This is a genomic window from Aminobacter sp. BA135 (assembly GCF_050859125.1).
GTDB lineage: Bacteria > Pseudomonadota > Alphaproteobacteria > Rhizobiales > Rhizobiaceae > Aminobacter > Aminobacter ciceronei.
This window is the reverse complement of sequence record NZ_CP139573.1, coordinates 57,224-81,680: the sequence shown is the minus strand read 5'-3', so window position 1 is coordinate 81,680 and position 24,457 is coordinate 57,224. Positions and strand designations below refer to the sequence as shown.

The 24,457-nt window shown below is 63.6% G+C and carries 23 protein-coding genes and 2 pseudogenes; 10 read left to right on the top strand and 15 right to left on the bottom strand.

All coding sequences use genetic code 11. The features are described 5' to 3' along the window. Positions 1-34 precede the first annotated feature (34 nt). The 6 genes from SLT36_RS28360 to SLT36_RS28335 are packed head-to-tail and all read right to left on the bottom strand — an operon-like array spanning position 35 to position 6,182. Positions 35-1,060 carry an amidohydrolase family protein gene (locus SLT36_RS28360; RefSeq protein ID WP_432288958.1) on the bottom strand — a complete coding sequence of 342 codons (1,026 nt, stop codon included), beginning with the start codon at positions 1,058-1,060 and terminating at the stop codon, positions 35-37. Positions 1,061-1,101: 41 nt separating this feature from the next. Next, on the bottom strand, positions 1,102-2,763 hold the full coding sequence (locus tag SLT36_RS28355; RefSeq protein ID WP_432288956.1) for an FAD-dependent oxidoreductase: 1,662 nt from the start codon (positions 2,761-2,763) through the stop codon (positions 1,102-1,104). Next, positions 2,760-3,170 (bottom strand): Rieske (2Fe-2S) protein, encoded by a 411-nt coding sequence (locus SLT36_RS28350; protein WP_210252501.1) that lies wholly within the window; start codon positions 3,168-3,170, stop codon positions 2,760-2,762. Before SLT36_RS28350 ends, SLT36_RS28355 begins: the two co-directional genes overlap by 4 nt. Continuing rightward, the gene (locus tag SLT36_RS28345) at positions 3,167-3,466 is read right to left on the bottom strand and encodes a hypothetical protein (RefSeq protein WP_157097240.1); all 300 of its coding nucleotides are present in this window, start codon (positions 3,464-3,466) and stop codon (positions 3,167-3,169) included. The genes SLT36_RS28350 and SLT36_RS28345 overlap by 4 nt, the downstream gene beginning before the upstream one ends. Before the next feature lie 11 nt (positions 3,467-3,477). Further along, the gene (locus tag SLT36_RS28340) at positions 3,478-4,731 is read right to left on the bottom strand and encodes an amidohydrolase family protein (protein WP_432288955.1); all 1,254 of its coding nucleotides are present in this window, start codon (positions 4,729-4,731) and stop codon (positions 3,478-3,480) included. A gap of 11 nt (positions 4,732-4,742) precedes the next feature. After that, positions 4,743-6,182, bottom strand: coding sequence for an NAD-dependent succinate-semialdehyde dehydrogenase (locus SLT36_RS28335; protein ID WP_432288954.1), 1,440 nt, complete (start codon positions 6,180-6,182; stop codon positions 4,743-4,745). A 164-nt stretch (positions 6,183-6,346) separates the two neighbouring features. Here SLT36_RS28335 and SLT36_RS28330 point away from each other — a divergent pair, with 164 nt between their 5' ends. The 6 genes from SLT36_RS28330 (at position 6,347) to SLT36_RS28305 (ending at position 13,656) form a co-directional block, all read left to right on the top strand. Continuing rightward, entirely contained in the window at positions 6,347-7,123 is a 777-nt protein-coding gene (locus SLT36_RS28330; RefSeq protein ID WP_067967588.1) for a FadR/GntR family transcriptional regulator, read from the top strand. A gap of 129 nt (positions 7,124-7,252) precedes the next feature. Next, on the top strand, positions 7,253-8,782 hold the full coding sequence (locus SLT36_RS28325; protein WP_432288952.1) for an ABC transporter substrate-binding protein: 1,530 nt from the start codon (positions 7,253-7,255) through the stop codon (positions 8,780-8,782). 14 nt (positions 8,783-8,796) lie between these two features. After that, positions 8,797-9,777 carry an ABC transporter permease gene (locus SLT36_RS28320; protein ID WP_246765456.1) on the top strand — a complete coding sequence of 327 codons (981 nt, stop codon included), beginning with the start codon at positions 8,797-8,799 and terminating at the stop codon, positions 9,775-9,777. A gap of 3 nt (positions 9,778-9,780) precedes the next feature. After that, complete coding sequence (locus SLT36_RS28315; RefSeq protein ID WP_432288950.1) at positions 9,781-10,590, top strand: ABC transporter permease; 810 nt, start codon at positions 9,781-9,783, stop codon at positions 10,588-10,590. Continuing rightward, positions 10,587-12,179, top strand: coding sequence for an ABC transporter ATP-binding protein (locus SLT36_RS28310; protein WP_432288949.1), 1,593 nt, complete (start codon positions 10,587-10,589; stop codon positions 12,177-12,179). The genes SLT36_RS28315 and SLT36_RS28310 overlap by 4 nt, the downstream gene beginning before the upstream one ends. A gap of 67 nt (positions 12,180-12,246) precedes the next feature. Further along, the gene (locus SLT36_RS28305; RefSeq protein WP_432288947.1) at positions 12,247-13,656 is read left to right on the top strand and encodes an aldehyde dehydrogenase family protein; all 1,410 of its coding nucleotides are present in this window, start codon (positions 12,247-12,249) and stop codon (positions 13,654-13,656) included. Positions 13,657-13,779: 123 nt separating this feature from the next. On the opposite strand, the gene hpaI is transcribed toward SLT36_RS28305, so the two are convergent. From hpaI to SLT36_RS28275, 6 genes are read right to left on the bottom strand one after another with little or no spacing between them, the layout of a single operon-like run. After that, positions 13,780-14,586 carry a 4-hydroxy-2-oxoheptanedioate aldolase gene (gene hpaI, locus SLT36_RS28300; RefSeq protein WP_432288946.1) on the bottom strand — a complete coding sequence of 269 codons (807 nt, stop codon included), beginning with the start codon at positions 14,584-14,586 and terminating at the stop codon, positions 13,780-13,782. A gap of 8 nt (positions 14,587-14,594) precedes the next feature. Further along, a complete protein-coding gene (gene hpaH / locus SLT36_RS28295; protein WP_432288944.1) occupies positions 14,595-15,401 on the bottom strand; it encodes a 2-oxo-hept-4-ene-1,7-dioate hydratase in 807 nt (268 codons plus the stop codon). Beyond that, a complete protein-coding gene (locus SLT36_RS28290) occupies positions 15,398-16,270 on the bottom strand; it encodes a fumarylacetoacetate hydrolase family protein (protein WP_432288943.1) in 873 nt (290 codons plus the stop codon). The genes hpaH and SLT36_RS28290 overlap by 4 nt, the downstream gene beginning before the upstream one ends. Positions 16,271-16,278: 8 nt before the next feature. Next, positions 16,279-17,259 carry a 3,4-dihydroxyphenylacetate 2,3-dioxygenase gene (gene hpaD / locus SLT36_RS28285; protein ID WP_432288942.1) on the bottom strand — a complete coding sequence of 327 codons (981 nt, stop codon included), beginning with the start codon at positions 17,257-17,259 and terminating at the stop codon, positions 16,279-16,281. A gap of 15 nt (positions 17,260-17,274) precedes the next feature. Next, a complete protein-coding gene (gene hpaE, locus SLT36_RS28280; RefSeq protein WP_432288941.1) occupies positions 17,275-18,792 on the bottom strand; it encodes a 5-carboxymethyl-2-hydroxymuconate semialdehyde dehydrogenase in 1,518 nt (505 codons plus the stop codon). An 11-nt stretch (positions 18,793-18,803) separates the two neighbouring features. Further along, entirely contained in the window at positions 18,804-19,190 is a 387-nt protein-coding gene (locus SLT36_RS28275) for a 5-carboxymethyl-2-hydroxymuconate Delta-isomerase (protein WP_432288939.1), read from the bottom strand. Between the two features lie 155 nt (positions 19,191-19,345). Between SLT36_RS28275 and hpaR the strand changes: the two genes are divergently transcribed. The 3 genes and pseudogenes from hpaR to SLT36_RS28260 all read left to right on the top strand — a co-directional run bounded on the left by hpaR (position 19,346) and on the right by SLT36_RS28260 (position 20,796). After that, positions 19,346-19,813 (top strand): homoprotocatechuate degradation operon regulator HpaR, encoded by a 468-nt coding sequence (gene hpaR / locus SLT36_RS28270; protein ID WP_432288937.1) that lies wholly within the window; start codon positions 19,346-19,348, stop codon positions 19,811-19,813. Between the two features lie 66 nt (positions 19,814-19,879). Next, positions 19,880-20,089, top strand: a pseudogene (locus SLT36_RS28265) (DUF6929 family protein); the annotation flags it as partial. 86 nt (positions 20,090-20,175) lie between these two features. Next, complete coding sequence (locus tag SLT36_RS28260; RefSeq protein ID WP_432288935.1) at positions 20,176-20,796, top strand: DUF6910 family protein; 621 nt, start codon at positions 20,176-20,178, stop codon at positions 20,794-20,796. Positions 20,797-20,850: 54 nt separating this feature from the next. Here SLT36_RS28260 and SLT36_RS28255 read toward each other — a convergent pair whose 3' ends face one another. Further along, positions 20,851-21,264 carry a VOC family protein gene (locus tag SLT36_RS28255; RefSeq protein WP_432288933.1) on the bottom strand — a complete coding sequence of 138 codons (414 nt, stop codon included), beginning with the start codon at positions 21,262-21,264 and terminating at the stop codon, positions 20,851-20,853. 91 nt (positions 21,265-21,355) lie between these two features. Here SLT36_RS28255 and SLT36_RS28250 point away from each other — a divergent pair, with 91 nt between their 5' ends. Continuing rightward, positions 21,356-22,225, top strand: coding sequence for a LysR family transcriptional regulator (locus tag SLT36_RS28250; protein ID WP_432288932.1), 870 nt, complete (start codon positions 21,356-21,358; stop codon positions 22,223-22,225). Between the two features lie 3 nt (positions 22,226-22,228). On the opposite strand, the gene SLT36_RS28245 is transcribed toward SLT36_RS28250, so the two are convergent. Together SLT36_RS28245 and SLT36_RS28240 are read right to left on the bottom strand one after the other, a co-directional pair. Then, positions 22,229-23,416 carry a hypothetical protein gene (locus SLT36_RS28245; protein ID WP_432288930.1) on the bottom strand — a complete coding sequence of 396 codons (1,188 nt, stop codon included), beginning with the start codon at positions 23,414-23,416 and terminating at the stop codon, positions 22,229-22,231. A 20-nt stretch (positions 23,417-23,436) separates the two neighbouring features. Beyond that, positions 23,437-24,445, bottom strand: a pseudogene (locus SLT36_RS28240) (succinylglutamate desuccinylase/aspartoacylase family protein). Positions 24,446-24,457: the final 12 nt, after the last annotated feature.

Genomic DNA, 24,457 nt, shown 5'->3' with positions numbered 1-24,457 from the left:
GCTGTTCCAAGGCTGCGCTTCAGGTGACCTGGCTTCAGGCTTCGATGCTGAAAAGCCGCGCGGCATTGCCGCCCAGGATTGCCTTGCGTTCATCATTCGAGATGAACGACAGACCGTTGATGTGCGGGATGATGGTGTCGAAGGTCTCGCCGGTCTCGGGATCGATCGACGATCCGACGCCGGGCATTTCCGCGCCGTAGAGGCACTGCGAGGCGCCGACCACCTTGACCAGGAGTTCGATCGCGTCGCGCGAATAGAGCACGGTGTCGAAATAGAGCTTCTGCAGCCTGTCGCGGAAACGCACACCTGATGTCGACATGCCATTGCGCGGCACCGTGGTCGCGTCGAAGCGGCCGAGCTGGTAGGGGATCGCGCCGCCGCCGTGGCTGACCAGGATCTTAAGCTCGGGAAAGTCTTCCAGCACGGTCGACTTGCACAGGCCGTAGACCGCGGTGGTCTCTTCGTTGATGAAGTGCAGCGAATAGGGTTCGCGCTCAGGCGCCCGTGAGCTTGCCGAATGGATATGGCCGACGACGTCGAGTTCGCAGAGCTTTTCGTAGAGCGGGTACCAGTAGCGATCGCCCATCGGCGGCGCCATGCGGCCATTGTTTTCGAACGGATCGGGGTTGATCAGGCAGCCGCGGAAACCGAATTCCTTGACGCAGCGTTCGAGCTCCGGCAGCGCCTCGGTGATCGGGCTGTCACCGGTCTGCGGCAGGCCGGCGACGCCATAGAAGCGCTCCGGATAGAGTGCGCATTCCTGGGCGATGATGTCGTTGGCGTATTCGACATACCAGTGCACCAGCTTCTTGGGTTCTTCGGAATGCATGAGCTGGAACGGGCGCGGCGACAAAAGCTGGATGTCGACGCCGGCCTGGTCGAGACAGGCGAGGTGGCCCATCGGCGCCATCTCGACGCGGTTGAAGGCCTGTTCCAGCGCCTCGTTGGAAACAGGCGGCGCCTTACGGCCATGCGCGCCGCGATGCGACAGGATGCTGGCCTTGTAGGCGGGAAGCTGATGCGGCACCGCCATATGTGCGTGACAGTCGATGATCTTCATCGGGCACTCCAGAATTCCAGAAAATTTCGCATTGATCCGCCTCAATTCACCGAGGCGGCAGTGCCGGTGATGGTATCGAGCAGGGCGTTGGGGTCGGTCGGGCAGGCATCGCCGCGCCACGCGACGTGCCTGTCGGGCCGTGACAGCACGAAGGCTTCGGCATACGGGCCTGAGCCATCCTTGCCGGGCACGACGTCGAGCAGCCGGATCGGGATTCCGCGTGCTGCTGCCGTTGCCATCAGGGGCTCTGCGTCCTGGCTCGGGTCGAAGCGCAGCAAGGTGTAGTCGGGGCCCATCGCGTCATAGAGCGAACGCTTGTCCGCCAACCAGATGTGCGGCGTGCGACAGCCGGGCACCGTCGACGGCGTGAACTCGGCCATCGAGTAGGCCGGCTGCGCCTGCCCGTCATAGGAGATGATCGGCGAGCGGTCGTAATAGTAGCCGAAGTTGAGGCCGCCGCAGCAATATTGCTGGACGTTCAGGTCGTAGATCTTGCGTCCCAGCGCCTCGCGCGCGGCGGCACCTTCTGCCGTGTCGTCTTCGATGTCGACAGGCACGACCTTGCGTTCCTTGGCCATGGCATGGGCATGGTTCATGGCGAAGACCGAGACCTGCTCGGTGATCGGCTGGCGCTCGGCGGCATAGGCATCGAGCATGCCTGCATTGCCCCATCCGGCGATGTTGGCGGCAAGCAGCCAGCCCAGGCACTCGGCGTCGGCGATGCCGGCGTTCATGCCGTAGCCGGCGTAAGGCACCCACAGATGTGCTGCGTCGCCGCAGATGAAGACCCGGCCTTTGTGGAAGCTGTCGGCGACGAGGCGACGGCCGAACCAGTCTTCGTTGGACAGGACCTCGTAGGAAAAGTCCGGTCGGACGCCGAGGATTTCGCGGATCGACCAGTCGCGGTCGACGCTGTCGAAATCCGGCTCGTCGTCACGCAGATAGTTGTGCACCAGCCAGGTCTCGCGGCCGTCGATGGCATAAACATTGCCGCTGCGCCGTGGATTGAGCGAAAAGCTCGCCCAGGCCGGCGCGTCGTTCATCATGCCGAGCAACTGCGGCGCACGGATGTAGGTCGACTGCACGCGCTGCACGACGGCGTCGCCGACGAGCTTGGCGCCGATGTCGCGGCGAACCTGCGAGCGGCCGCCATCGCAGCCGGCGAGATAACGCGCCGTGATCGTCGTCTGTTCGCAGCTGTCTATGTTGCGGGCGCTGATCTGCACGCCATCCTTGGTTTCGGCATGCGACAGATATTCGGTGCGGTTGAGCACCGTCAGCCCCGGCATTGCCACTGCGTGTTCGAACAGGATCGGTTCCAGGAACAGCTGGTTGATACGGTGTGGCGGCTCGGCCGTCGGCCAGTCGGTATCGGGCCCGCCGGTTGCCGTGAAGCGGTCGCGTCGGCAGGGGATGGGGATGCGCGTGATCGCCTTGCCGGTCATCGAGGTGCGGTAGGCGATGTCGTTGGCATAATCCTCGGGCAGGCCGGCATTGCGTGCCGCGCCGGCGACGCCCAGCCGCCTCAGTATCTCCATCGAACGTGCCGAGACGTGATTGCATTTCACGTTCGGCGGTTCGCCATGGTGACGTGTCTCAAGGATCGTCACGGCGACGCCGCGCTGCGCCAGGATCATGCCCAGCGTCAGCCCGACCGGCCCGGCGCCGACGATGAGGACGTCGGTTTCCACCATCGCCGTCATGCCCGTGGGCTCCCGACTGTCACCACGACGTTGCCGTCGGTTACCTGCACGGGAACAGGAGTCAGGCCGACCTTTGGGTCGATCGGGTGACGGCCGGTCAACATGTCGAACTCGAAGCCATGCCAGGGACAGACGATGTGGAGCTGTTCCTTGGAAAAGCCGAGGCCGAGGCTCTTGCCGTTGTCGGCCACCAATTCCAGCGTTCGCGGCATGATCTTGCCCTGACACACCGGTCCGCCCATATGCGGGCAGATGTTGAGATAGGCGCGCACTTCTTCGCCGACGAAGTAGATGCCGATGCCTGTGCCGTCGACATCGATGACCATGCGTTGGCGCTTCTTGAGCTCGTCGTGACGGCCCAACACGATCTGTTGCGACGCTGCCGTCGCCATGTCAGGGGCGCTCACGATGCCCTCCGGAACCACATTGCGAGGTCGAAGACGTTGAGATCGGCGGCGCGCAGCAGTTCGCTGACCAAGACTGCTGTCTCGGTGGCGGTCAGCGCGTCCTGGCCGACAGGCGGAAAAATCTTGTCCGACTTCTCGACTTTGGTTGCGTAGAGCTTGCCGAGCGCTGTGAGTGCTACGGCGATATCGGCCTCGCTCACCCTGTCGAGCGTTCCGGATGCCAGGGCCTCCTCAGCAGATGCGGCTATCGCTGCGGCGGCCGCGCTGAAACCAGCGCCATGTTCTGATGTCGTCATGTTCTGTGCCATTACGATGCGGTTTTGGGGCGATTGGCGAGGACGTCCTCAGCCAGCGGCTTGCGACGGGTCGTGTCGAGCTTGAACAGCCGCGCGGCGTTGAGGCCGAGGATATTGCGCTTGGCCTGCTCGGAGAGGAACGGCAGCGAGTCGATGGTCGCCGGCGAATCCCAGTCCCAGTGCGGCCAGTCCGAGGAGTAGAGCAACTGGGTCTCGGCGTTCATCGCCTCCATGGTCGCTTCGAGAAGCTTCATGTTGGTGCGCTCGAGCGGCTGGCTCGTGTAGTACATCTCGCGCATATATTCGCTCGGCAGCCGCTTCAGGCCAGGGGCCTCGCTGGGGCGCATCAGCACTTCATGGTCGAGCCGCTGCATCAGGAACGGGATCCAGGCGAGGCCGCTCTCCACCCACAGCATGTTGAGCTTGGGGAAGCGCTCGGGCATCGCGTTGACGATCCAATTGGTGAGATGGATCTGGTTGTAGTGGGTGAACGAAAGCGCATGCATCGACAGGAAGCGGTTGAGCTGCGCGAAGGACGGATCGCCCCAGTGATAGCCGGAGTGGAAAGCCAGCGGCTTGTCCAGTTCCTGGATCATCGAATAGAGCCGCATGTAGCAGTCGTGGTGGACCGGCTTGTTGCGGGTCGAGCAGACGGTGAAGCCGATGATGCCTTCGGTGTCGCCGTAGCGCTCGACCAGCTCTTCGCACGCCTCGGGCGTGTTGAAGGGCAAATAGAGCAAGCCCTTCATGCGGCTGTCGATCGGCAGGATGCGTTCGATCATCCAGCGGTTGAACGCCTTGGCCAGCGCCACCTCGATCTCGTCCTGCGGGTGCATGCCGAGCAGCAGCATGGCGCTCGGGAACACCACCTGGTAGTCGAGACCCATCGCATCCATGCTGCGGCGGGCGGTCGAGATGAAGCGGTGGACACTGTCGTCGCTTACCGGCTCGCGCCGGCCCTGGTGGCCGATGCGGCCGCCGACGCTTTGCAGCGACAGGCCCGGTGAGATGTTGAGCAGCGCGTTCTGGCCGCCAAAGCCCTTGACCTGGTGCTGGCCGATCTGACGCAGCACGTCATTGTCGATCAGGTCGATGATCTCCGACCAGAAATGATCTTCCGAAACATGGGCGTCGACGTCGACGATGAGATAGTCATCGAAATTCCTGGCGGCCTGCTTGGTGGCGTGCGCCAGCACGTCGCGGGAATCCGTCGACCCGGTGATTTCGCCGATCTCACGGAAGTTGGGAATGGATTGCTCGGTCATTGCGCTGCGCTTCAACCCTGTGTCACGAATTTGGTCACGAGATAGCTATCAAGGCCTTCCGACCCGCCTTCGGAGCCATAGCCGCTCTCCTTGACCCCGCCGAACGGGGTCTCGGGCGTCGTCAGCATCATGTTGTTGATGCCGACCATGCCGGATTCGAGTTCGTCGCCGATGCGCGTGGCGGTCGTCGTGTCGCGGGTGAAGGCATAGGCGGATAAGCCGAAAGGAAGCCTGTTGGCCTCGGCAACGACCTCGTCGAAGTCCTTGAATCGACGTGTCACAGCGACCGGGCCGAACGGCTCCTCATTCATGATCCGCGCCTCGTTCGGTACGTCGGTCAGTACGGTCGGCTGCCAGAAGTAGCCGCGCTCGCCCTTGCGTTCGCCGCCCAGCTCGATGCGGGCGCCGGCGCGCTGCGCGTCCGAAACCAGGCTTTCCATGGCGTCGATGCGGCGGCTATTGGCGAGGGGGCCCATCTGCGTTGCAGGATCGAGGCCGTCACCCAGCTTGAGTGACGCAGCGACGGCGCGGAATTTTGCGACGAACCGGTCATGAATGGCTTCGTGCAGGTAAAAGCGTGTCGGCGTGATGCAAATCTGCCCGGCATTGCGATACTTGGACCGTGCCGTCATCTCCGCGGCCTTCTCGATATCGGCGTCGGCGAAAACGATCGTGGGAGCGTGGCCGCCGAGTTCGAGCGTCGCCGGCTTGACGCCGTCTGCCGCCAGCCTGGCGAGGTGTTTGCCGACGCGGGTCGAGCCGGTGAACGAAATCTTCTTGATGATCGGCGATGCGATCAGGTGCGTCGAAATATGGTCTGGCACGCCGAAGACGATGTTGAGCACGCCGTCGGGAAGGCCGGCATCTGCGAGCGCCTGGGCAATCGCCAGCGTCGGCGAAGGTGTCTCCTCAGCCGGCTTGGCGATGCAGGAACAGCCGGCGGCAAGGGCAGCGGCGATCTTGCGCGCCGGGATGGTGACCGGGAAATTCCACGGCGTGAAGGCTGCGACCGGGCCGATCGGCTCGCGGAACACCAGGCTGCGGACACCCGCTGTGCGCGACGGGATGATGCGTCCATAGGCGCGTCGGCCTTCCTCGGCATACCAGTCGAAGATGTCGGCAGCACCTTGCACCTCGGTCATGGAATCGCCGACCGGCTTTCCTTGTTCGAGCGTCATGAAGCGGGCGATGGCAGGTGCGCGTTCGCGCAGCAAGGCCGCCGCCTGGCGCAGGATCTTGTAGCGCTCGAAGGCCGAAACCTTGCGCCAGGAGCGGAAGGCCGTATCGGCCGCGGCCAGTGCATTGTCCAGGTCGACGGTGGTCGCAACCGGGATTTCGGCGACGGTTTCACCGCTGGCGGGGTTGATGACGGGCAGGATCTCGCGATCGGCCGCCCGAACCCTCTCGGAGCCGATGCGCAACGAGCGATCTATCAGATGTTGTGTGACCATATCCAACTCAACTGATTGAAATTGTTGAAGGCGGGAGCTCGTCACCGCCAATCTTGAAATATATGATAGTTTAAAAAAATTGGCGCGCGCAATCGTCATTTTTCGCTTGATATTTGGCTTGGAATGATCTTTTTTGTCCTAAATATCTTATCAAAGGGATCGACATGCAAAAGGCACCTGACGCCGAAGGTAGCGGTCTTACCCAGATGGTTGGCCCGGCCGAGCGGCTGTGGTCTTCGGGCAAGCAGACGACGCTGTCGGCGAGTGTGATCGACCAGATCCGGACCGTGCTGTTTGCCGGCAGGCTGGCGCCCGGTGATCGGCTGGGTTCGGAAGCTTCGCTTGCGCTGCAGTTCGGCGTCAGCCGCATGACCATGCGCGATGCCTTGCGTTCGCTGCAGGCGTCGGGCGTGATCGAGGTCAAGGTCGGCATCAAAGGCGGGATCTTTGTCGCCGAAGGCAATTCGGAGCGGCTGGCCGAGACCATCGCCATCCAGCTGAAGCTGATCGGGATAAGCACCGAGGAACTCCTCGACACGCAGATCGCCATCGAAGTGATGGCGGCGGGGCTTGCCGCCAGCAATGCGACCGGTGCCGACATCAAGGCGCTGCATGATGCGCTGGCCGAGGCCGAGCGTCTGGTCGACGACGCCGAGGAGTTCACCTGGGCGGCGATCAACTTTCACGGCTGCGTCGTCGCCGCCTCACACAATCGGGTGCTGGCAGCGCAATTCAGGGCGCTAAGCCATGTCCTGATGCCGCTCTATGTCAGGGGATCTTCGCCTGACGTGGCCCGTCGTGCGGTGGCGTTCCAGCGCGCGCTAATCGCCTGCATCGAGGCGCGTGAGCCCGATGCGGCCAGAAACCTCGTTTACGGACGTCTGCAGTTCGTCAAGTCGCGTCAGTTGGGCGACCTGGCGAAAGGAGAAGCCGGCGACTGACCACGGAGGAACGGCAGGGTCTGCGTCCTGTCGCTTTGGTTCCAAGCCGAAATGCAGAGGGGAATGCCTGCTGAACGCCGCAAGAGAAGCGGCGTTGCGGGTCAATTTGCGAAAAAGGGAGTGAGGAAGATGTTTACGATTTCGCGCCGAAGCCTGCTCAAGATCTCAGCGGCTTCCGGCCTGATGGCGGCTTTGCCCGGCGGTGGCGTATGGGCGGCCGAGCCCAAGCGCGGCGGGCACCTTGTCGTGGCCAGCGGTGGCGCTTCGACGGCGGATTCGCTGGATCCGCGCACGTTCGGTTCGCCCTATACCGCGGTCATGTCCGGCATCACCTACAATTCGCTGATCGAGGTCCATGGCCTCGACATGGAACTGCGGCCCGGCCTCGCCAAGAGCTGGGAGCCGTCCAATGGTGGCAAGAGCTGGATCTTCGACCTGGTCGAGGGCGCGACCTTCCACAACGGCAAGGCGTTTACCAGCGAGGACGTGGTGTTCTCCCTGAAGCGCCATGCCGAAGAAGCGTCGCGCTCCAACATGCGCAGCATCATCAAGGGCGTGAGCGATATCCGCGCCGATGGGCCGAACCGCGTCATCATCGACCTGCCCGAAGCCAACTACATGTTCCCCGCGATGCTGACGGCGTTCTCGCTGGGCATCGTTCCGGCCGGGACGACGACCTTCGACGGTGTCGGCACCGGCCCTTACAAGCTGAAGCGGTTTTCGCCGGGCGAGGTTCTCGAAGCCGAGCGCAACGAAAACTACTTCAAGTCGGACGCAGCTTTCGTCGACAGCCTCGAATTCCTCGCCATCAACGATGCCTCGGCGCTTGGCAGCGCGTTCCAGAGCGGCCAGATCCATCTGACCACGCTGCTCGACGCTCGTACCGCGCCGCTGATGCGCCAGATGCAGAACCTGAAGATCTACAACACCGAAGGCCGCGGCTTCATCTGCTTCAACATGCGCACCGACATGGCGCCGTTCGACAATCCCGACATGCGCATGGCGCTCAAGCTCGCCGTCAACCGTCCCGACATGCTCGAGCGTGTCTCGGTCGGCGTCGGCCGCATCGCCAACGATACGCCGGTTGCACCGAGCGATCCGGTCTTTGCCGCCGACCTGCCGCAGACGGAATACGATCCGAAGCGCGCCAAGGAGCTGTTCGACAAGACCGGCTTCAAGGGTCCGCTGGTGCTGCAGACCTCGGAAGCGATCTCGTCGCGTGCCGTCGACATGGCGGTGATCTTCCAGGAGCACGCCGCCAAGGCGGGTATTCCGATCGAGGTCAAGCGCGAGCCGTCGGACGGTTATTGGGAAACCATCGTCGGCCAGACGCCGTTCCATGTTTCGGCCCGTTCCGACCGGCCGACTGCCGATGCGATCTTCTCGGTCGCCTTCCTCAGCACATCAGGAAACAACGAGTGCAAGTGGGTGAACAAGGACTTCGACGCCGCCGTTATCGCCGCGCGCGCCGAGCCTGACCTCGAGAAGCGCAAGGCCTTCTATGCGACCGCACAGAAGATCTGCCGGGAAGATGGTGGCACCATCATTCCGTTCTTCTCCAGCACGGTTGAAGGCACGACCAGCGACCTCGACGGTTTCGTGCCGTCGGCCCTGCAGATGGCCGGCTACCGCGCCATCGAGCAAGTCTGGTTCGCCTGACAGGACAAGACGGCATGACTCTGTTCGCCAATTCCCCGGTGAAATCGTTCGTAGTCGCCAGGGTTGCGTCCGGGCTCGTGTCGATCTTTTTCATTTCGTTCCTGGTTTTCCTGGGAACGTCGATGTTGCCGGGCGACGCAGCCAATGCGTTGCTCGGCCAGAATGCCACCCCTGAAACGGTCCTGGCCCTGCGTACCGAGCTGGGCCTCGATCAACCTTTGCCGGTGCGCTACTTCCACTGGCTCGGCAATGCGCTGCACGGCGATTTCGGGACTTCGCTGTCCAATTCGCAGCCGGTCATCAACCTGTTGGTGCCGCGGCTGATCAACTCGCTGATCCTTGCCTTTTCGGCGGCGGCGATCGTTCTGCCGCTGGCCGTCGGCGTCGGGCTGCTCGCGGCGATCAACCGCGGCAAGGCGATTGACACCGCCACCGGTTCGATCTCCGCGATCTTCCTGTCGATGCCGTCGTTCCTGATCGGCTACCTCTTGGTCTTCATCTTCGCGGTCAAGCTGGGGCTGTTTCCACCGCTGTCGATGGTTCGCTCCAGCGCCAGCCTGCCGACATGGATTTCGGCGCTGACATTGCCGGTGCTGACCCTGGTGCTGGTGGCCCAGGCCCATGTGATGAAACTCACCCGCGCTGCCGTGCTCGGAGTGATGAGTTCCGACTATATCCTGATGGCCGAGACCAAAGGCATTCCGCGCAACAGGATCATCCTCAAGCACGCGCTGCCCAACGCACTGTCGCCGATCGTCTCGATCTGCATGATCACCATGGCCTATCTGATCGTCGATGTCGTGGTGATCGAGGCGGTGTTCAACTATCCCGGCATGGGCAAGCTGATGGTCGACGCCGTTGCCTATCGCGACATTCCGATGGTGCTGGCCTGCGGCGTGCTGTTTTCGACGATCTTCATCTCGCTCAATTTTGCCGCAGACTTTTTGGCCATGCTCGTCAATCCGCGTCAGCGCCTGCCCAGGAAGGGGAACTGAATCGTGTCGAGCAAGTTGACGCTGACCGTTTCCCTTGCCGTCCTCGCAACGATGGCGGCAGCCGCCATCCTTGCGCCGGTGCTGGCGCCGTTCCCGCCGAACGAGATGGTCCATGCCGCTTTCGATGCGCCCGGCGTGGGCGGTCTGCTGGGTGCCGACGGCCTCGGCCGGGACATGCTGTCCCGCATTCTCTACGCCACGCGCTACACCTTCGTTGCGACGCTGATCGCCACCACACTTGCCTGCATGATCGGCGTGTCGCTGGCCATCATCGCTGGCCTGAGCAAGGGTTGGGTCGATATCGTCATCGGCCGTGCCGTCGACATCCTGATGTCGATCCCGCAGATCATCTTTGCGCTGATCATCCTGGCCATCGCCGGCGTGTCGCTGACGACGCTGATCCTGACCATGGCAGTGCTGCAGTCAAGCACCTATTACCGCGTGACCCGGCCGATCGCCGGCGACCTCGCGGCGATGGAATATGCCGAGGTCGGTCGCCTGCGCGGCGAACGGCTGCACTGGTATTTGTTCAAGGAAATACTGCCTAACATGGTGCCGTCGCTTTTGGCGCAGTTCGGACTGGGGCTTTCCTCCGCGGCACTCTTCATCAGTTCGCTCAGCTTCCTGGGCATCGGCATCCAGCCGCCTGCGGCCGATCTCGGCGGACTTGTCCGCGAGAATGCGCTCGCCCTTTCTACCGGCCGTCTGACGCCGCTGATCCCGGCATTCTGCATCGCGCTGTTCTGCCTGAGCGTGAACGGGATCGTTGATTGGCTTGTTGGCCGCTTTTCAGACAAACCGGACGTGAAATGAGCGGAAATCGGGTACTGAGCATCGACAATCTACGCGTCGAGACAAAGTCGGGCGTGCTGCTCGACGACGTCTCGATCCATGTCGATCGCGGCGAAGTTCTTGGCATCATCGGTGAGTCAGGGGCCGGCAAGAGCACGCTGGCGCTGAGCTCGATCATGCTGTTCAAGTCTGGGTGCAGGCCGACATCAGGCTCGATCGAGCTGTGTGGTCAGTCGCTGATGGAACTCGGAACCACCGAGCTCGAAACCATCCGGCGCACCAGGGCGTCCTACGTCGCCCAAAGTGCCGCGGCTGCGTTCAACCCGTTCTACCGGCTCGAGGACCAGGTCACCGAAATCCCTGCCATGGCGCAGAAGCTGACCTCAGCCCAGCGGCGTCGCATGGCAGTCGAGCTGTTCGAGGAGCTCCAGCTTCCTGACCCCAAGAATTTCGGCCGGCGCTATCCGCATCAGGTCTCGGGCGGCCAGTTGCAGCGGGCGATGATCGCCATGGCGCTGATCAACCAGCCCGACCTGATCATTTTCGATGAGCCGACCACAGCACTCGACGTGACGACGCAGATCGAGGTGCTCAGGCTGATCAAGAAGGTGGCGAGCGCCCACAATTGCGGCGCCCTCTACATCTCGCACGACCTGGCGGTGGTGTCGCAGATGGCCGACCGCATCGTCGTCATGCGCAACGGCAAGATGGTCGAGCAGGGGCCGACGCGCCAGCTCGTCGACAACCCGCAGACGGAATACGCCCAGCGTCTTGTCGCGCACCAGGGCGATGGCAGCTACGCCAGTGCAAATGGCAGCGACGAAACCCTGCTCGACGTCCGCAACGTCGATGTCGGTTATGGCGGCGTCACGGCGGTCAAGGACGCGTCGATCAGGCTTGGCGCCGGCTCGGTGCTGGCACTCGTCGGCGAGTCCGGCAGCGGCAAGACCACTTTGGCGCGCAGCATCGCTGGCCTGCAGCCAGCGCGCACTGGGCAGATCCGCATGCGCGACAGCGTGTTGGCGCCTGTGGTCGAGCGCCGCAGCTTCGATCAGCGGCGGCTGATCCAGTACATCCACCAGCTGCCCGACCTCGCGCTCAATCCGCGCCAGACCGTCCGCGATGTCATCGGGCGTCCGCTCAGCTTTTTCTACGGATTGCGTGGCGCCGCCGCCGAGCAGCGGCTGCTCGAACTGATGGAGGCGATCGAACTTCCGGCGGCCTATCTCGACCGCTATCCGGCATCGCTTTCGGGCGGGCAGAAGCAGCGCGTCTGCATCGCCCGTTCGCTTGCCGCAAAACCCGACATCCTGATCTGCGACGAGATCACCTCGGCGCTCGATCCGCTGGTCGAGGAAAGCATCGTCAAGCTGCTCACCCGCCTGATCAAGGACGAGGGCCTCAGCATCCTGTTCATCACCCACAATCTTGGCCTCGCGCTGCGCTTCTCGCACAAGACCGCGGTGATGCAGGCAGGACGTATCGTCGAGCATGGCGATACGCGCGCCGTGTTCGAACAGCCGCAGTCCGACTATACGCGCAGCCTGATCCGCGCGGTGCCGCAGCTACGTGAAGGCTGGCTGGACGGCTTTTCCGCCGATGCCGCCTGAAGGAAGCGTGGCCGCTTGTGTGGCCAGTGCCGCGATTTGCGGTGGTTCAAATTCGAGGGAGACAACCATGACGCAGTCCCATGCGATGATCATCAATGGCGAAAGGGTGGAGGCCGCAGGCACGTTTGGCGTCATCGATCCCGCACGGGCGGAGGTCTTCGCCGACTGTCCTGCCGCCAGTCCTGAGCATCTCGACGCAGCGGTCGCAGCCGCGCGTAAAGCGTTCCCGACATGGCGTGACACGGTGATCGAAGAGAGGGCACGCCTGCTCAACGAGATCGCCAACGCGGTTGAAGCCGACAAGGATGCCCTGGCGGTGCTGCTCTCGACCGAACAGGGCAAACCACGCGCCAGCGCCCATGGCGAGATTGGTGCCGCCATTCACTGGATGCGCGAGACGGCAAAGCTCAGGCCACCGGTTGAAGTGATCCGTGACGACGAGAAGAACAGGATCGAGGTACACCGCAAGCCGCTCGGCGTTGTCGGCTCGATCACGCCGTGGAACCATCCGGTGCTGATCGCCACCTGGCACGTCATGCCGGCGCTGATGGCGGGCAATTGCGTGGTGATCAAGCCGTCGTCCTACACACCGCTGAGCACGCTTCGGCTCGTCGAGCTTGCCAATGTGCATCTGCCGCGCGGCGTGCTCAATTCGGTCACCGGCGAAGGCGGCATTGGTCGCGCCATCACCGGCCACCCCGGCATCGACAAGATCGTCTTCACCGGCTCGACGCCGACCGGCCGCAACATCATGTCGAATGCCGCCGACACGCTGAAGCGCCTGACGCTCGAACTCGGCGGAAACGATGCGGCAATCGTCTTGCCCGACGCCGACATCGACGCCATCGCGCCGGTGATCTTCGCCAAGTCCTTCGGCAATAGCGGCCAGACATGTGCCGCGCTCAAGCGCCTTTACGTGCATGAGAGCCTGCATGACGCGCTCGCCGAAAAGATCGCTGTCCTGGCGCGTGCCGCCAGGGTCGGTCCGGCCAGCGATCCGGCCAGCCAATTCGGGCCCCTGCAAAACAAGGCGCAGTTCGATCTGGTGCGCGCCCTTGCCGACGACGCCAAGGCTAATGGCGGACGCTTCCTGGCCGGCGGCGAAGCTTCAGATGAAGCAGGCTACTTCTTCCCGCTGACCGTCGTCACCGAGGTGACGGACGGCATGCGCATCGTCGACGAGGAGCAGTTCGGCCCGATCCTGCCGATCGTGCGCTACAGCGACGTCGACGATGCGATCGCGCGTGCCAATGCCAGCGAAAACGGGCTGGGCGGTTCGATCTGGTCGACCGACATCAAGAAAGCGGAAGCGCTGGCGCGGCGTCTCGAATGCGGAACCGCCTGGGTCAACGACCACAGCTCGATCTCGCCGGCGGCACCCTTTGGCGGCGCCAAACAATCGGGCATCGGCGTCGAGTTCGGCCACTGGGGGCTGGAGGAGTACATGCAGATGCAGACGGTCCACATCACGCGCTGAGCGGGATGTGGTTGCAGGTCTGAGCTGTACCGTAGCTGTTTTCCGGCTGGCGCCGGCAGACGCAGGTCGGCAGAGAAAGGGCGGCTCCAGGGCCGCCCTTTGCAATTCAGATGAATTGGTTTCTCAGTAGCCTGAACCAGTCGCCTGCGGCTCGCCTTTGCCACCGGTCCTGAACTTCGTCGCAAGCGCACTGGTTGCTTGTGCCAGCAAGCCGACGTCGTTGCCGACGGCAACAAAGGTGGCGCCGAGGTCCAGATAACGCTGCGCCAGGCTGGCGTCGGAAGTGAGGATACCGGCAGCCTTGCCAGAGATGCCGATGCGGCGGATGGCGTCCTCGCCGGCTGCCTGCACCTCCGGTGCGCCCGGCTTGCCGAGGTAACCCATGTCGGCGGCGAGATCAGCGGGCCCGATAAAAATGCCGTCGACGCCGTCGACAGCGGCAATGGCTTCAAGCTGCGCCAGCCCGGCCCGGCTCTCCAGCTGGACCAGCAGACAGGTCTGGTCGTTGGCGGTGGCCAGATAGTCGGGGATGCGGTTGAAAGCGGAAGCGCGGGCAAGCGCTGCACCCACGCCGCGCACGCCATGCGGCGGGTAGCGCATCGCCTTGACCAGCTCGCAGGCTTGATCTGCAGTTTCGACCATCGGCACAAGGATGGTCTGGGCGCCGATGTCGAGCAGTTGCTTGATGATCCAGGTATCGCCGATTGGCGGGCGCACGACGGCATGGGAGCCGGAGGCGGCGATGGCCTGCAATTGCGCCGCCATGACCGGGATGTCGTTCGGGGCATGCTCGCCGTCGATGACCAACCAGTCGAACCCGGCGCCGGCACAGATCTCGGCCGTGTAGGCATTGGCCAGGCCGAGCCACAGGCCGATCTGCGCGTTGCCGTCCAGCAGAGCGGCTTTGAAAATGTTGCGTGGTGCGGGCATTGATATCCTCAGGCGAAGTAGGCGCTGACGGTGCCGAAGGGGCCGAAGTCGGCCATGATGGTATCGCCGTGGCGCGCTTCGACGGGGCGGATGAACGAGCCCGAGAGCACGATGTCGCCGGCCGCAATCGAACCGCCGAACATGGCGAGCCGGTTGGCCAGCCAGGCTATGCCGGCTGCAGGATGGTTGAGCACGCCGGCACCAAGGCCGGTTTCCTCGACTTCGCCATTGCGCGATACGATGGCGCCGATCCAGCGCATGTCGGCCTCGGTCGGACGCATCGGCCGGCCGCCGGTGATGATGCCGGCATTGGCGGCATTGTCGGAGATGGTGTCGACGATGGTGCGGGTGCGGCCCGTTGCCGGGTCGCTGCGCAGGATACGCGTGTCGAGGATCTCGATGGCCGGTGCAATGAAATCGGTGGCGTTGAGCACGTCGAAGACGGTCGTGTTTGGACCTTCCAACGGCGCCTTCATGACGAAAGCGATCTCGGCCTCGATGCGCGGCTGGATGAAGCGGTCGGCCGGGATGGTTGCTGCATCCGGGAACATCATGTCGTCAAGCAGGACGCCTGAATCGGGGATGTCGATGTTGAGCGCATATTGCATTGCCTTGGACGTCAGGCCGATCTTCCAGCCGATCCTGCGCCGACCCTGGGCGAGCTTGAGCTGGACCCATGCGGCCTGCACGGCATAGGCGTCCTCCATGTCCATCTCGGGGTGATCGAGCGACAACAGCCCGATCTGCTTGCGCTGCTTTTCGGCCTGGTCGAGGCGTTGCGCTGCTGTCTGATGCTGCTCTGGCTCAAGCTTCATGGCTGTTCGTCCATGACGGTGTTGCGCAATGTGCCGATGCCTTCCGCTTCGACTTCCACGATGTCGCCGGGGACCAGCCAGCGCGGCGGATCGAAGCGCGCGCCGGCGCCGGTCGGTGTGCCGGTGACGATGACGTCGCCCGGAACAAGCGTGGTGAAGGTCGAGATGTAGCTGATCAGCTTGCGGAAGCCGAAGATCATGCGGCTTGTGCGGTCATCCTGCCGCAGCTCGCCATTGACCTTCGTCGTCAGGCGAATGTCGGCAAGCTGGGCTTCGTCCGTATAGGGCACCAGCCAGGGGCCGATGGCGCCGGTGGCGTCGAAGTTCTTGCCCTGGGTCACGTTGAACTTGGCGTGCCGGACCCAGTCGCGGATCGTGCCTTCGTTGCAGAGCGAAAGTGCTGCGATATGGTCGAGCGCGTCGCGCTCGGCAATGCGGCGGCCGCCTTTGCCGATGACGATGACGATCTCGCCTTCATAGTCGAACTGCGGTGACTCCGGTGGCCGGACGATGGCCGCGCCATGGCCGACAAAGGAACGCGGGAAACGGATGAACAGCGACGGATTGCCGGGCGCCGCCTGGCCGTCCTTGTACTCTTCATTGCGGTCGGGGAAGTTGACCCCGACGCAGACCAGCTTCTCCGGCGCCGGGATCGGGATCTGGTAGGTGATCTCGGCTTCCGAAATGTCGGCCGCGCGCTGTTCAGCGGCTTCCGTGAGCCGAGCGAGACCGTTCGCCGCGATAACCTCGCGCAGCGTCGGCCATTGCGGGAACTGTGGTGCCAGGTCGACAATACCTTTGGCGATCACCGCGCCGTAGCTCGTCTTGCCGGCGTGGGTGTAAGTGGCGAAACGCGGCCGTTCGGTCATGTCTGATCTCACGGTGCGATGATCGGCGAGGCGGCAAGTGCCGACGGCCTTGGCTCGGTACCGGCGAATGTGCTGCCTTCCTCGAACCACGAGCGCGGGGCAGGGGCGCCCCACAGCGTCTGGCGCTGCGGATCCGTGAGGTCCCACTTGATCGGCTCCAGGTCGGGATCGACCGTCTGGTAGTCCGAGCAATAGATCTCGATACGGTGACCATCGGGGTCGCGGATGTAGAGGAAGAAGGCGTTGGAGATGCCGTGTCGGCCGGGTCCACGCTCGATGTTGCCGACGTAACCGGTGGTCGCCATCAGGTCGAGCAGGTCGATGATGTTGAGCGGCGTCGGCACCCAGAAGGCGACATGGTGCAGGCGCGGTCCGAGCCCGTTGGTGAAGGCGATGTCGTGCACGCCGCCCTTGCGGTGGGTCCACGCCGCCCACAGGCGACCGGTCTCGTTGTCCTCGGTGAATTCAGTGACGCGGAAGCCGAGCTCGTTGTAGAAGGCGACCGACTGGTCGACGTCGGGCGAGAAGCAGTTGAAGTGATCGATGCGCAGCGGCTTCACGCCCTTGTAGAGTGCGTATTTCTGGTGGATTGGCGCCAGCCGGTCCATCCTGGAATAGAACTCCAGTGGAATGCCGTGCGGGTCGCGGGTGCGCAACGTGCGCGACTGGTACGGCCGCTCGACCCATTCGACCGGCAGTTCCTTCGCCCTGAAGAAGTGCTCGGCCTTGTCGAGATCTTCGTCCGAAAACACCTTGAAGCCGAGGTCGCGGGCTTCGGCCCGGTCGCTCTTTTTCAGCACGATGCAATGGTGGCCGCGCTCTTCCATGGCGCGCAGATAGATGGTGTCGGCGGTCTCGTCGGTGACCTGCAGGCCGAGCGTGTCGACATAGAAGGCGCGGGACCTGGCAAGGTCTGTCACCGCCAGTTCGACATGGCTCAGCCGTACGATGTTGAAGGCGGGATAGAGGTTTGGTGTGGGCAATGGCATGTCTAGTGTTCCCGCTCAGCCGCCGAGCTTCTGGATGTTGTGGGCCGCCGTCGCGAAGGCGATGTTCTTTGTTTCCATGTAGAAGTCGAACGACCAGTCGCCGCCGTCGCGGCCGATGCCGGAATTCTTGACGCCGCCGAACGGCGCCGGCAGATGCCGGACGTTCTCCGAATTGACCCAGATCATTCCCGCAGCCAGCCCTTCGGTGAAGCGTAGGGCGCGCGTCACATCCGATGTCCACAGATATCCGGCAAGACCGTATTGGGTGTCGTTGGCAATCGAAAGCGCTTCGGCTTCAGTCTCGAACGGGATCGCCGTCAGCACCGGCCCGAAGATCTCTTCCTGGGCGATGCGCATGTCGTTGCGCGCGCCGGTGAACAATGTCGGCGCGACATAGCAGCCGCCGCCGGGCCCTTCGACCTTGGTGCCGCCGGCGGCGATGGTAGCACCTTCCGAGCGGGCGAGTTCGATGTAGGACAGCACCTTGGTCTCATGCACCGGGTGGATCAGCGGGCCGACGACAGTCTTCGGATCGAGCGGGTGGCCGACGTGGATACGCTTGGCCTTTTCCGCCACCGTGGCCACAAACGTGTCGTGGATCGAGGCTTCGACCAGCAGCCGTGACGACGAAGTGCAGCGTTCGCCATTGAGCGAGTAGATCATGAACACGGCGGCGTCCGCTGCGCGCTCGAGGTCGGCATCGGCAAACACGATCACCGGGTTCTTGCCGCCGAGCTCGAAATGCACGCGCTTCAGCGTATCGGCGCCCTGGCGCATGATCATCGAACCGGTGCGACTTTCGCCGACGAAACCGATCGCCTTGATATCGGGGTGCTCGGTCAGCGCCTTGCCGGCATCCTCGCCCAGGCCGTTGACCAGGTTCCAGACACCCTTGGGCAGGCCCGCCTCTTCGGCGATCTCGACGAGCAGCCGTGCTGTCAGCGGCGAGAACTCGGCTGGTTTGTGGACGATCGTGCAACCTGCGGCGAGCGCTGGGGCGATCTTCCAGGTCGAAAGCATGAAAGGCGTGTTCCATGGCGTGATGACGCCGATTGGGCCGATCGGCAAGCGGGTGGTGATGTTCAGCTGGCCGGGCGCCTGCAGCGTGCGGCCGTCGCGCGCCTCTGGTGCCTTGTCGGCGTAGTAGCGGAAGTTCTCGGCGCCGCGCAGAGCTGCTTTGGCCATGAACTTCAGCGACTGGCCGGTATCCATGCATTCGACGAAGGCGATTTCCTCGGCCCGCTTGACGATGGCGTCGGCGATGGCGTGAAGCAGTCTCTTGCGGGCATCGCCCGATTGGGCGGCCCATGCCGGGAACGCCGCCTTGGCTGCCTTTGCCGCCATGTCGATGTCAGCCGCCTTGCCATGCGCCACCCGGGCGAGCGGCTTGAGGTCGACCGGCGAGATGGTCTCGAAGGTCGTGCCGTCGAGCGCAGGCATCGCCTCGCCATTGATGTGGTTGCTGACCCCGCCTGTCTTGAAGCGTTCGAGATAGGCTTCAGCCTTGCGCAGGTTGTTTTCGAAATCTGACATTGAGGTTTCCGTCACTTGTTCCGCAGACGCGGGTGGATGGCGTTGTTTTTCCAGCTCAGCTCGGCGTCGATCTCGCGGATCTCGAGCGAAAGCGCGAAATGAGGCGTGGCGAAAAGAGGCGCGAGGAACGCGTTCGCGGCAGCGAAGATCGCTGTGCCGGCACTCTTCTTGTCGGCGGCGGTGCGACCGGCGCCGATCCTGAAGCTCATGTCGATGAAGGCGTTCTCCGGCAGGCGGTCGGCAACCGCATAGGCGTCGGCGCGCAGCGCGCGCACTCTGACCGCACCATGTTCGAACAGGCCGGTATCGAGGATCGCCTGCTGCAGCTCTCCGCACAGTGCCGGCATGTCGACGCGGCCGTCGAGATTGGCGGAATATTCGAGCGTGAGGTGAGGCAAGGGCGTGTCTTCCCGCACAATTGGCGTTTCAATATTTAACATGTTAAGTAGTTATGTGGGCGGCTGTCAAGGCCGCTTGTGTGTGCGGAATTCGGCTGATTGCCGCCTCTCGGCGTTGATCCGTCGGGGCGCCGGTATTATCGGAGTAGAGTGGAATGCCGGCCAAACCGTCGCCAGCCATCAGGAGTTCGCCCTTGCTGCAAAGCACCCGACGTTCGTTGCCGATGTCACTGCTGCGTGCGCGCGAAGTGGTGATGGCCCAGTTCCGACCCATTCTCGCTCAGCATGGCGTTTCGGAGCAGCAATGGCGCGTCATTCGCGTTCTGGGCGAGCAGAGCCCCCTCGATGCGACGGAACTTGCCGAACGCGCCTCGATCCTGGCGCCGAGCCTGACGCGGATCATCAAGGCGCTTGAGGAGCGCAGCCTCATCACCCGCGGCAAGGTCGAAGGCGACGGCCGGCGGGTGATGCTTTCCATCGCGCCGAAAGGGCAGGTCCTGATATCGGAAGTGTCGCCGGAGAGCAGCGCCATCTATGATGATGTCCAAAGGCGCATCGGGCACGAGCGCTACGAACAGTTGCTCGACCTGCTTGAGGGGTTGATCGATCTTGAGAAGAAGTGACGGTCAGGCGGCCGTCGGGCGGCCGGCAAGGAGCGAAGTCCGCTCACAGGCAGCTGTTGTCGCCGCATGATCGCGCTGACCAAACTGCGTGACCTCATCCTCGCGGCAGCGCCAAACCCCGGACGGCCGCTGTATCTGAGCGCCGCAAGCGGCCTCGTCTGTCTCAATTCGACGATGTATGTCGTTGCCGACGACGAACTCCATCTCGGTGTCTTCTCCACGACGGACGACACTCCCGGCCGGCTGCTGCGGCTGTTCGATGGTGTGCTGCCGGACGAGAAGGTTGTGCGCAAACGGGAGAAGCCGGACTTCGAGACATTGACGCTGCTGCCCGCTTTCGAGGGTTTTGCCCACGGGCACTGTTGGCCATCGGCTCGGGTTCGCGGCCCAACCGGCGGCGCGGCGCATTGCTTGCTCTCGACCCGACGGGCGCCGTTTCCGGTGCCGCACGTGGCCTCGACCTTTCGGCCATGTTGGTTCCGCTTGGCGCTGCCTTTGCCGAGGCTAATGTCGAAGGTGCCGTCGTGGTCGAGGACGAATTGCGCCTGTTCCAGCGCGGCAACACGCAGCATCCCGACAATGCCATCATCCGATATCCGTTTGCAGCGGCCATCGACCTCGTGACCGGCAGACGTTCCGCGGCGCTCAGGCCGATGACAATCGACAGCTTCGATCTCGGCCATGTCGATGGCGTACCGCTGTGTTTTACCGATGCCGCAGCGCTGCCTGGTGGCGACATGGTGTTCAGTGCGGTCGCCGAGGATACGGACGACGCCTTCAACGACGGCGCATGTGTCGGGGCTGCCATCGGCATCGTCGGGAATGATGGGCGGCTGCGTTTTGTTCGCCGGCTCGATCGGCCGTACAAGATCGAGGGCATTCACGCCGAGCTCGACGGCAACCGCCTCGACCTGCTGGCAGTCACCGACGCCGACGATCCGGACGTTGCAGCTGCGCTCTATTCGGCGACGATCGCGATCTGATTACGCCGGTCACGCGATCTCATCCCTGAACTTGCCGAGCGTGACCTGTCTCGTTTAGGCGGCGAAGACGCTGTCGAAATCCTTGAAACCCTTTACCTCGATCGGATTGCCCGAAGGGTCGAAGAAAAACATCGTGCGCTGTTCGCCGGGTTCACCTTCGAAGCGGATGACAGGCGGAATGTCGAATGCGATGCCGCCTCTTTTCAAGCGATCGGCGAGCGCGAACCAGTCGTCGAGCGGAAGCACGATGCCGAAATGCGGCATCATGACGAGGTGCGTGCCGACCTTGCCGGTGCGGGTAACCTCGAACGGTTTGCCGAGATGCAGCGACAGCTGATGGCCGAAAAAGTCGAAATCCACCCAGCTGTCGGTCGAGCGCCCTTCGACACAACCGAGCACGCCGCCATAGAAGCCGCGCGCCGCGTCGAGGTCGGTGACGTGGATGGCGAGATGGAACAGTGACTTCATGGCCAGTGGCTCCCAGTGTTTGACCGACATCTAATGGGTCCGCTAGGAAAAGAAAACTACGGAATTGTTTTCCTCAGCATAAGGAATTCCATTGGATATCCGGTTTCTGCAGAGCCTTGTTGCGGTGGTCGAGACCGGCTCCATCGTTGCCGCCGCGCGGCGGGAAGGGCTGACGCCGGCGGCTGTCAGCCAGCGCATCCAGGCCCTTGAGCGGACGCTTGATTGCCCACTTCTGGTGCGCGGCGCCCACACCGCGCGGCCGACGGAAGCCTGCCTGTCGCTGCTGCCGCGTGCCCGCGCGCTGGTTCGCGATGCCTCGCTGCTCGTCGATGACCTCGACGCCAGCGGCCTGTCCGGTGACCTCAGAGTGGGGGCGATCTCGACCGTCCTGACCGGGCTTGTGCCGGTGGTTCTGGGCAAGCTGACGGCGCGCGCGCCGTCGCTGAAACTGCGGCTAACGCCGGGGACATCAGAACACCTCTACGATCAGATGCTGGCTGGCCAGCTCGATGTCGCCGTTCTCGTCGAGCCGCCCTTCGCGCTGCCCAAAATGCTCGACGCCACCTGCATGTCGCGGGAGCCACTGGTGTATCTGACGCGCGATGCCGTTGCGCCTGCTGATATCATCGCACATGCGCGGGAAACGCCGTTCATCCGCTACGACCCGTCGTCATGGGGTGGCCGGATCGTCGCCGCCTACATGGAGAAGGTAGGGCTCTATGCCGACGTGCGTTGCGACATGGACGCGCTGGAGACGATCGCGATCCTGGTTGCCAAGGGCATCGGCAGTTCGCTGGTGCCCCACTGGCCGGGGCTCGTTGCCAACGGGTTCAACATCATTCCCGTGCCGCACGCGCATGCGCATGAACGTTCGTTGTCCTTTCTCGCGCCGAGCGTGCCGCAAAAGCCGAACGCCATCCGGCTTTTGCGCGATCTGCTTGTCGGGGCCGCGAACGCCTGAAGCTCAGGCCCTGCCTCGCCCGATCGAGGCGCCAATCCAGTCGAGCCGTGCCGCCGGGATCAGGCCGTAATTGTAGAAATTGATGCTGTCGACTTCCGCCGCAAGTGCCGGCGCGACCTTGGCTGCGAGCGCCTCGGAGCTGCTCATCTCCGGATAATAGAGGCGGTAGCAGGTGCCGAGAAACTTGTCGGGACCGAGCAGCTGGCGTCCGGTGGCGAGCAGTTCGGGCACCTGGTCGGCTTCCATGCCGTAGGCAGAGAGGATGACGCCGTCGCAGGCCTTGCCGATCGAGGCGAGGTCGGAGCCGCCGAGCCAGCCTTCCTTGAGGTCGATGACAACGACGCGGGTGGCCGGATGGGCAACCTCGCGCAGTTCGGCGACGAGGCTCGTGACGGGCTGGAAGCGCCAAGCCAGAAAAGCGTGGAGTTGCGGCCATGGCGCGAAAGTATCGAGCCCGCGCGCCGGGAAGTCCGGGAAGCGTGGTGACGGCGTGGCACGTTCGCAGGCCTCGTTGATCCACTCGCAAACCAGCCGGCGCGCTGCCTCGCCATCGGCGCCCGCTTTTGCCGCGCTTGCCAGGCAGGATAGACAGAAGCAGAGCGAGAGCAGGAAATCGTCTTCAGCCGTCAGGCCGACGCCGTCCTTTTCATGATGATACTCGTGGGCGAAACCCATGAAGGTCGGCGTCTCGAGCTCGATCATGTCGGGCCGGTAGGTGTGGCTGATATCCTCGACCAGTGCCCTGACATAAGCGCGGGCATCGGCATTGGCCGGGCAAAGGCTGTAGTAGTTGGGATCACCGAAGGCATTTCGGGTGACGGCGTCAGGATGCAGCATGCCGAGCCGGGTGTTGTGCAGGCAGACTGTCCAGCACGACACCTTAAGGCCACCGTCATCGCGCCGCCGGATCAGCTCGGCAAGAACGTCGCCGCCTTCCGAGATCACGTCGGCGATCTTCGGCTGAATCGTGAGCTTGTCCCAGCGACTGGCCGTCGGCTGGAAATAGATGGTCCCGTCTTCCGGGAAATAGGCCTTGCGGCGTGGGCTGCGCGGCTGCAGGAAACGTCCGGCATGGTAGGACGTCGCCAGGCTGACCGTGTTCATGCCGGCGCGCTCGACCAGTTCGCGCGCGACCGTGTCATGGCCGATATCCTGGATGTCCCAAGGGTAGGTCCACATCGAAAGCTGCATCGGGTTCCTCGCGGATTTCGTCATGCCTGGACCGGCTCGGCGACTTGCATCAGGCAATCACCGGCTTCGCACATGGTATGCAGCCGGCGCGACAGGACGATGCCGGTCTCGGCGAAATGCAGCGCCTCTTCCGGCGCATCCAGCCGCTCGAGATCGTGATACCAGCCGGCCAGCTGTCCGGCAGCGACGCGGTCGCCGAGTTTTGTCGCCGGCTCGAACCAGCCGCGGCGTGTGGCGTAGATGCCCTGGCTGTGACGCGACAGCGACAGCAGCTGCGTTGCGGCGTCGTGCCCGGAGGGTGGAGCCAGCACGGGTTCGTCGACCGCCTCGGCAGCAAGCAGAAGGTTGTCGATGGCACGCGCCGTGATCGCCATCGATTCGACGGTCGCCGTGCCGCCGCCGCCGAATTCGCCCGAAATGCCGATGGCGCCGGCGCGCCGCGCCGCCCCCATCGAGGTGGGCGAGGCAGCACCATTGTCGGCGATGAAGCCGTAAGGCATGCCGAGTGCCTGCATCAGCGCCACGGTGCGGTGGTGGCGACCGGGTTCGCCGTTGCGTTCGACGAGAGCGTCGGCAGGTGCTCCATCGACGTGCCGCCCGATGCAGGTCGAAGACGATCTCATGGCGTGGGAACAGTTCCTTCTCAAGGAAATGCGCCAGCCGGCTCGTCGGGTTGCCGGCCGGGTCGCCGGGGAAGGCCCGGTTGAGGTTGCCGCCGTCGAGCGGCGAGCAGCGCTTGGCTGCCATCACCGCCGGCGCGTTGGCCATCGGCAGGATGGTGACGCGCCCCTTGATACGCGAGGGCTCGAGCTTGCGGATCAGCCGCGCCAGGGACAGCTCGCCTTCATACTCGTCGCCGTGATTGCCGGCCATCAGCAGCACCGATGGTCCCTCACCATTGCGGATCAGGCAGATCGGAACCTTGACCTGGAAATAGGGCGAGCGGTCGATCGAAAACGGAATGCTGAGATGCGTGAGCACCTTGCCGTCGCAGTCGAAATCGAGATCGTGGACGAGGCCGGAATGCATGGTCGATCCCTT